Raw genomic sequence first — 7,341 nt, 5'->3', positions numbered from 1 at the left:
GGCTCGAACCCGCGACCCCCGGCGTGACAGGCCGGTACTCTAACCAACTGAGCTACAACCGCACATCTTCCTGCCCAGGCGATGCCCGAGCGTGCGACCGTATCTAGGCGGATGGGCCGGTGGCGTCAAGCGCGTTCGCGGCACAAAATCGCGCCTTGCGCCATCTGGCGCGGCGCCTGCTGCGGCGCGTGACCGGGCATGGACATTCGCGCCGGTGGGGGGCATCTCATCGGGAAAGGGGCAGCGGGCCGCGCGTGGCCGTAACTGAGGAGGAAAGCATGTTCGAAAGCCTCGGCATCGAAATCGTCGGGCCGCGGGGCGCCAGCGTGATTCTGGGCGCGGCCGTGGGCCTTGTTTTCGGGGCGCTGGCGCTGATCACCGGCTTTTGCCTGCGCCGCGCGGTGGCGGGCAGCGCGGGCGAGCGCCTCCCGGCGGCGGCGCTGTGGCTGGTGGTGCTGGCCGCGGCGGTGACCGGCACGCAGGCTGCGGTCTGGGCCGGGCTGATCGATTTTGCCGGGCATCGCTTCGTCACGCCGGTGCTGCCGCTGGGCGCGCTGGTGGCGGGCGGCGGGCTGTTTGGCGTGGGCATGGTGCTGGCGCGCGGCTGTTCGTCGCGGCTGACGGTGCTGGCGGGCACCGGCAACCTGCGCGCGGTGCTGGTGGTGCTGGTGCTGGCGGTGGTGGCGATGGCCAGCCTGCGCGGTGTGCTGGCGCCCGCGCGGCTGTGGCTGAGCGGGCTGACCCTGCGGCTGGAAGGGGCCGGGGCGGGCACCCTGCCGGGGCCGGGCTGGCTGTGGGTGGCGGCGCTTGTGCTGGCCGCGCTGGTGCTGGCGCGGCGGTTGCGGCTGCCGTTGGCGCAGCAGGCCATGGGCGTCGGGCTGGGGCTGACGGTGCCTGCCGCCTGGGTCGGCACCGGGCTGGTGTTGCAGGACGATTTCGACCCGATCCCGTTCGAGAGCCTGTCACTGATCGGCCCCTGGGCGGATTCGCTGTTTTTCGTGCTGGCCTCCTCGGCGGTGAACGCGGGCTTCGGCGCGGGGCTGACGGCGGGGGTCTTGATGGGCAGCCTGCTGGCCGCCGTGCTGACCGGGCGGTTTCGCTGGCAAAGCTTTGCATCGCCGCGCGACACGGGGCGCTACCTGCTGGGCGGGGCGCTGATGGGCTTTGGCGGCGCTACCGCCGGCGGCTGCACGGTGGGTGCCGGGCTGACGGGGGTTTCGACGCTGGGAATATCGGCGATCGTGGCGCTCGGCGCGATCATTGCCGGGGGCTGGCTGACGGCCCGCCTGGTGCGGTGATGCGCGCGCGAATGCGCCGGATCAGCAGCCACACCGCCAGCACCACCGGCGGCGTAAGCAGCGCCAGCAAGGCCGGTTTGCCCAGGCCCAGCGGCTCGGCCGCCGGCAGCACGATGTTGGCCGCGAGGTTCACCGCGTAATAGCTGATCGCCACCGTCGAAAGCCCCTCGACCGTGCGTTGCAGATGCAGTTGCATGGCCGCGCGGCGGTCCATGCTTTCGAGCAGCTTCTGGTTCTGGCGCGCGCGGTCCACATTGACCCGCGTGCCCAGCAGGTTGCCCGCGCGCATGGCGCGCTCCGAGAGCGCGTGCAGCCGTGTCTCGGCGCTTTTCACGGTGCGCATGGCCGGGTCGTAGCGCCGCATCATGAATTCGGCCAGCGTCTGCCGGCCCTCGAAACGCTCCTCGCGCAGCACCGCGATGCGGCTTTGCACCAGCGCCTCATAGGCCCCCGTCGCGCCGAAACGGAACGAGGAATGCAATTCGAGCGTCTCGAGCTGGGCCGAGATGTCGAGCAGTTTCTCCAGTGTTGCTTCGGGGCGCTGGCCGTCATCGTTCAGGGTGGCGGCAAGGCGCGAGAGTTCCTGATCCAGCGCGCCCATCTCGGGCGCCAGACGCCGCGCCCGCGCCAGCCCCAGCATCGACATGCTCTTGTAGATCTCGATCTCGCACAGGCGCTGCACGATTCGCCCGACCCGGCGCGGCCCCGTCCCCTTGCGCACGAAGAGCGCCATGCGGATATGCCCGGCCGGATCGATGCGGAAATCGCTGGCCGCGATGGCGACGCCGTCGAGCACGCTGGAACAGGCCACGCTTTCCTCGACGAACCACTCCCCCAGCAAGGGGGCGATGGCGGCTTCGTCCTCGGGGATGTAATCGATTCGCAGCAGGATCGAGGTGATCCGCGCCCCCGGCGCCCGCGCCAGCCAGTCTTCCGGGAAGACCTCGAACAGCGCGGGGTCGAAGGCGCGGTCGGGGCGGCCGGGGATGATCGCGGTATAGGTGACGAACTCGGTGTGGCTTTCCCATTTCAGGCGGTTGCGCCCCAGTTCGGTGGCGTGGTGAATGGCGCCCGGTGTGGGGTGGGTGCTGCCGAACCGGTCGAGCAGATCGATGAGATGCGCGCGGTCAGCCTCGCGGTCGCGGGCGACGGCGTTCTCGGCGGGTTTGACGGCCAGCAACAAGGCATGGCCCGGCACCTCGACCTGGGGGATGGGGCGGGCGTGCAACTCGTTGGTGAGCGCATAGCGCATCGGGTGGTCGGGGATCGGGCTCATCTGCTCCTCACGGCGGTCATGCTGGACAGGCTAGCCGGGCCCGATTGCGGATACACGCGAAAATGCCAGGTGCGGGGAAGTCGCGGGCAGGTTGCGCGCGTTGCGCAACAGCTTTCGACCGGTCGCGCCTGGCGGGTGTCGGATGCCTTCGGCGAGGATACTTGTGCCAAGAAGAAGGGACAGGCTGCGCGCCGCTGCCGGCTCAGGCGCCACTTGCCGGGCGGAGGCTGCGCATGAGCAGCGCCGCGATGGCGAGCGCGCCGAGGCTGGCCAGCGCCGCGAGCAGCAGGTCGGTGCCGAGATTGGCCTGGGCGATGGCGGCCAGCGCCCAGATCACCGTGAGCCCGTATTCCGGGGCGCGGGGCAGGCGGGCCTGGATGACCAGGGTAAAGCCCACTGCGAGCGGCAGGACCACGAGCGCGGCGGCGCGTTCTCCGGTCAGCCCGTAGCCTGCCAGCAGAAGGCCGACAGAGACCCAGGAGGCTGCCGAGAGCCAGCCTGCGTAGATCGCCAGCGGTGCCTGCGCAAGCCAGCGGTCGCGCGCGGGGGGGCGGGCCGGCGTGAGGAAAAGCGCAGCAAGGGCGCCCAGCAGCATCACCCAGATCAGCATCGTGGCCCAGACCGGATCGGTGTTGGCCACCGCGATCCAGCCGCTGCCAACCCCGAGGCTGACGAAAAGCGGCCAGCGCCCGGCGTCCCATGCCGGATCGTCGGCGCGGCGCAGCAGGCCGAAGCCTGCGTGCAGGATCAGCCACAGGTAGATCAGCCCCCAGATCGCGAAGGCGTAGCCTGCCGGCTGGATCGGTGGAGAGATTTGCGGGATCGGGAAGGCTTCGGGGTCGAAGCCGGAGAAGCCTGCGCTGAAATAGGGTGAGGCCACGAAGGCCAGCGTGGCCACCAGCACGAGAATCGCCTTCATGCGGCGATCGCCGGGGCTGCGGCGCAGGTCGCGGGTCACGCTGTCATGCTCAGGCAAGTTGGCCCTCCGGGGTCAGGGTTGTCCTGCCCCCAAGATAGGGATGCAGGGCCTCGGGCAAAAGGACCGAGCCATCGGCGCGCTGGCCGTTTTCCAGCACCGCGATCAGGCAGCGGCCCACCGCAAGGCCCGAGCCGTTGAGCGTATGGACGAATTCGGGCTTGCCGCCGCCCTCGGGCCGGAAGCGCGCATTCATCCGCCGCGCCTGGAAATCGCCGCAGGTCGAGACGCTGGAAATCTCGCGGTAGCTGTTCTGCCCCGGCAGCCAGACCTCGATATCGTGGGTCTTTTGCGCGCCGAAGCCCATGTCGCCGGTGCACAGCACCACGGTGCGCCAGGCCAGGCCCAGCCGCTCGAGGATGCCTTCGGCGCAGGCGGTCATGCGGGCATGTTCGGCGGCGCTGTCGCCGGGCGCGGTGATCGAGACCATCTCGACCTTTTCGAACTGGTGCTGGCGCAACATGCCGCGGGTGTCCTTGCCGGCGCTGCCCGCTTCGGAGCGGAAACATTGCGTATGCGCCACGTAGCGCCGCGGCAGGGTGGCGGCCTCGACAATCTCGCCGGCGACGATGTTGGTCAGCGTGACCTCGGCGGTGGGCACCAGCCACCAGCCGTTGGTGGTGCGATAGCTGTCTTCGCCGAATTTGGGCAGCTGCCCCGTGCCCAGCATCATCTCGTCGCGCACCAGCACCGGGGTCCAGGTTTCCTGCAGGCCGTTCTCGGTGGTGTGGACATCGAGCATGAACTGCGCGAGCGCCCGGTGGATGCGCGCCACCACGCCCGAAAGCACCACGAAGCGCGCACCCGACAGCTTGGCCGCGGTTTCGAAATCCATGCCGGCGGCGACGCCGGCGATCTCGAAATGCTCCCTGGGGGTGAAATCGAAGGCGGGCGGGGCGCCGCGGCGGTAAAGCTCCACATTCTCGGCCTCGTCGGCGCCATCGGGCACATCGGCAAGCGGCAGATTGGGGATGGTCAACAACAGATCGCGCAGCCGCGCGTCCTGGGCGCGGGCTTCTTCCTCCAGCCGGGCGATATCGGCCTTCTTCGCGGCCACCAGCGCGCGCAGGCGTTCGAACTCGGCCTCGTCGCCGCGGGCTTTTGCCGCGCCCACCTCGCGGGATGCCGCATTTTGCGCGGCTTTTGCCTCTTCGGCCGATTGGATGCATGTGCGACGGGCCGTGTCGATATCGAGCACCGCAGGTGAGACCGGATCAAGCCCGCGCCGGGCCAGCGCGGCATCGAAATCGGCAGGATTTTCACGGATGGCGCGTATGTCGTGCATGATCTGTCCCGGTTGTCGTCAATCTGGCGCAGGTGTTAGCCCATTCGTGCAGATAGGTGAAGGCGGCAGGGCGCGCTGACATGAAAATGGCAAAGTTCACGAGATTGCTCGCTCTTCACCAAGATTTGCCCACAATTCGCTGCCATCCCTGATTGGATTGAAATAGGACATAGCGCGCTCGCCGGGTGCAGCCGCGAGAAAACGAGGGCAAAATGGCAATGGTGGCGACCAATACCGAGGCGTTGGAAACGGCGCTCAATCGGCGGCCGCAAACGCTGGAATATACTCGAAATCAAGGTCATACGTCGGCGTGGGACGATCTTGCGCCGGATCTCAACGCGGTTGATCCACAGGCCGCCGCCTGGGAGGCGCTGCGTTCGGCGATGGTGCTGCCGCCGAATCTGCGCCAGCAGCGGCTGATGGCGGCGCGGCGCGATCCGGGGGCGTCGCGCGCTTTCGACATGCTGCGCATGCGGATGCTTCAGACCCTGCGCGCGCATGGCTGGCACCGGGTAGCGATTGCCGCACCCACCGCCGGGTCGGGGACGAGTTTCATCACCGCGAGCCTGGGGCTGAGCCTTTCGCGCGTCGAAGGCTGCCGCACCGTGGCGCTTGATCTCGATTTGCGCGCGCCGTCGCTTGGGGCCTCGCTGGGGATGCGCCCGGCGGGCAGCATGGCCGACTGGCTGTCGGGCGAGGTGCCGATGGCCGAGTATTTGCAGCGTTCGGGGTGTAACCTCGCGCTGGGGCTGAACCTGCGCTCCGAGCCGGATCGCAGCACCTGCCTGCTGCGCCCCGAGGCCGGGCGTACCCTGGCGGCAATGCAGAAAACACTCGCCCCCGATGTGGTTCTGTGCGATCTGCCGCCGCTGTTGGGCAATGGCGATGCGTTGGCGTTTCTGTCGCATGTGGACTGTATCCTGCTGGTGGCGGATGCCCAAAGCAGCACGGCCGCGCAGATTTCCGAATGCAAGGCACTTTTCGAGGGGGAGGTGCCGTTTCTCGGCGTGGTGTTGAACCAGGCCGAAACGGGCGAGAGGGCAGACCATGACGAGCAGGCAGCGGGCTGAAATCTTCCGCAGCTCCGCGCGACGGCATGACTTGAGCGCGCGGCAGGGGGACTGAGCGATGGGCCCGATTCAGACCCTCGAGGAACTGCGCGGCATGTTGCGCCGGCGCGGTTGGGTGATTGCGCTGGTCGCGACCGTCGGCATGGTGCTTTCGGGGTATGTGGCGCTGCAGCTACCGCGCGTCTATGAATCGTCTGCCGTGATCCAGGTCGAACAGGCGGCCGTGTCTGAACAGGCGGCCCCTGACGGGGACAGCGCCGCGCGCCGCCTGCAATTGATCGAACAGCAGCTGATGGTGCGCGACAATCTTCTTGCCATGATCGATGAGTACGGCCTGTTTGCGGGAGCCTCCACGCTGACCCCGACGCAAAAGGTCGCGAAACTGCGCGAGGCGACCCGCATCGAAAGCATCGCGGCCCCCGGCACCAATGGCGTTTCGGTGTTGCTTGTCACTGTCGGGCTCGACACGCCCGAGCTTGCCGCCGCGGTGGCCAATGACCTTGCCGCCGGCGTGACCGAGCTTGGCGCCCGTGGCCAGGGCGAGCGCACCGAGGCGACGCTTGCGTTCTTCATCGCGGAAGAGCAGCGACTGCTCGACGAGATCGAGGCGCTCGAAAGCGAGATTGCCGCCTTCAAGACCGAGAATCAGGCGCTGCTACCCGACAGCCTGGCCTTCAGGCGCAACGAGTTGACGCAGCTGGAGGACGCCGCGCTTGAGCTTGAGCGTGAGCTTGCAGCCCTTGAGCGCGAGCGCGCGGCGCTGGACCCTTTACGGGCGGTCGAGCAGCGTGCGCAGGCACAGCTTGACGACGAGATTTCCGAGGTTGCCGCCCAGCACGAGCTGCTGGCCGGGCGGATCGCGGTGCTTGAAGCCTCGGTCCGGCAGACCCCCGAGGCCGAGCGTGCGCTCAACTCCTACGAGCGGCGGCTGCAGCAGCTTCGGGACCAGAGCAGTGTGATTACCCAGCGCCGCGCAGAGGCCGAGATCCAGCAGCGCCTCGTTCTGGAACAGCAGGGCGAAGCGTTCCAGATCCTCGAACATGCCGTGCCGGCGGATTTGCCCGAAGGCGCCAGCCGCCGGAAGCTGGCAATGGCCGGGGTGCTTGCCAGTGCGGGGGCCGGGGTGTTTCTGGCCTTCATGCTCGAGGTGATGAAGCCGGTCATCCGCAGCGCCGGGCAGATGCAGCGCCAGCTCGAGCTGCGCCCGGTGGTGACGATCCCCTATGTCATGACCCCGTCGGAACGCCGCCAGCAGACATTGATGCGCATTCTCGGGCTGGTGGTCGTTGCGCTTGCGCTGCTGATCATGGTCGGGCTTGCCCTGGTGCGCGGCGCCTGAACGGGCATACGCGCCAGCGCCCGTAGCCCCCTGTCTTGCGCTTGCATCTGGACGCCGCGCCGCCGCGCTCCTATCACATGGGGCGCAGCAGGAGGCG

6 protein-coding genes are annotated in these 7,341 nt (G+C 68.5%); 3 read left to right on the top strand and 3 right to left on the bottom strand.

Going from position 1 to position 7,341, the window contains the following annotated elements; genetic code table 11:
• Nucleotides 1-278 precede the first annotated feature (278 nt).
• Nucleotides 279-1,298 (top strand): YeeE/YedE family protein, encoded by a 1,020-nt coding sequence (locus DQ229_RS15625; protein ID WP_114967202.1) that lies wholly within the window; start codon nt 279-281, stop codon nt 1,296-1,298.
• Here DQ229_RS15625 and DQ229_RS15620 read toward each other — a convergent pair.
• The 3 genes from DQ229_RS15620 to serS all read right to left on the bottom strand — a co-directional run bounded on the left by DQ229_RS15620 (nt 1,258) and on the right by serS (nt 4,835).
• Nucleotides 1,258-2,574, bottom strand: a complete 1,317-nt coding sequence (locus DQ229_RS15620; RefSeq protein WP_114967197.1) for a DUF3422 family protein — start codon at nt 2,572-2,574, stop codon at nt 1,258-1,260. The genes DQ229_RS15625 and DQ229_RS15620 overlap by 41 nt on opposite strands.
• A gap of 202 nt (nt 2,575-2,776) precedes the next feature.
• On the bottom strand, nt 2,777-3,550 hold the full coding sequence (locus tag DQ229_RS15615; RefSeq protein WP_238381146.1) for a hypothetical protein: 774 nt from the start codon (nt 3,548-3,550) through the stop codon (nt 2,777-2,779).
• On the bottom strand, nt 3,543-4,835 hold the full coding sequence (gene serS, locus DQ229_RS15610) for a serine--tRNA ligase (RefSeq protein WP_114967196.1): 1,293 nt from the start codon (nt 4,833-4,835) through the stop codon (nt 3,543-3,545). The genes DQ229_RS15615 and serS overlap by 8 nt, the downstream gene beginning before the upstream one ends.
• 212 nt (nt 4,836-5,047) lie before the next feature.
• Here serS and DQ229_RS15605 point away from each other — a divergent pair, with 212 nt between their 5' ends.
• Together DQ229_RS15605 and DQ229_RS15600 are read left to right on the top strand one after the other, a co-directional pair.
• On the top strand, nt 5,048-5,905 hold the full coding sequence (locus tag DQ229_RS15605; protein WP_155326540.1) for a CpsD/CapB family tyrosine-protein kinase: 858 nt from the start codon (nt 5,048-5,050) through the stop codon (nt 5,903-5,905).
• Between the two features lie 58 nt (nt 5,906-5,963).
• A complete protein-coding gene (locus DQ229_RS15600) occupies nt 5,964-7,244 on the top strand; it encodes a Wzz/FepE/Etk N-terminal domain-containing protein (protein ID WP_114967194.1) in 1,281 nt (426 codons plus the stop codon).
• Nucleotides 7,245-7,341 lie beyond the last annotated feature (97 nt).

The sequence above is a fragment of the Alkalilacustris brevis genome (genome assembly GCF_003350345.1).
GTDB lineage: Bacteria > Pseudomonadota > Alphaproteobacteria > Rhodobacterales > Rhodobacteraceae > Alkalilacustris > Alkalilacustris brevis.
Note: the sequence above shows the minus strand (reverse complement) of the source record. Positions and strands in the feature narration are given on the sequence as shown.

Excerpts from the sequence above, each read along its gene's own strand:
- DQ229_RS15625 (WP_114967202.1), top strand. The coding sequence starts at position 279 with ATGTTCGAAAGCCTCGGCATCGAAATCGTCGGGCCGCGGGGCGCCAGC.
- DQ229_RS15620 (WP_114967197.1), bottom strand. The coding sequence starts at position 2,574 with ATGAGCCCGATCCCCGACCACCCGATGCGCTATGCGCTCACCAACGAG.
- serS (WP_114967196.1), bottom strand. The coding sequence starts at position 4,835 with ATGCACGACATACGCGCCATCCGTGAAAATCCTGCCGATTTCGATGCC.
- DQ229_RS15605 (WP_155326540.1), top strand. The coding sequence starts at position 5,048 with ATGGCAATGGTGGCGACCAATACCGAGGCGTTGGAAACGGCGCTCAAT.
- DQ229_RS15600 (WP_114967194.1), top strand. The coding sequence starts at position 5,964 with ATGGGCCCGATTCAGACCCTCGAGGAACTGCGCGGCATGTTGCGCCGG.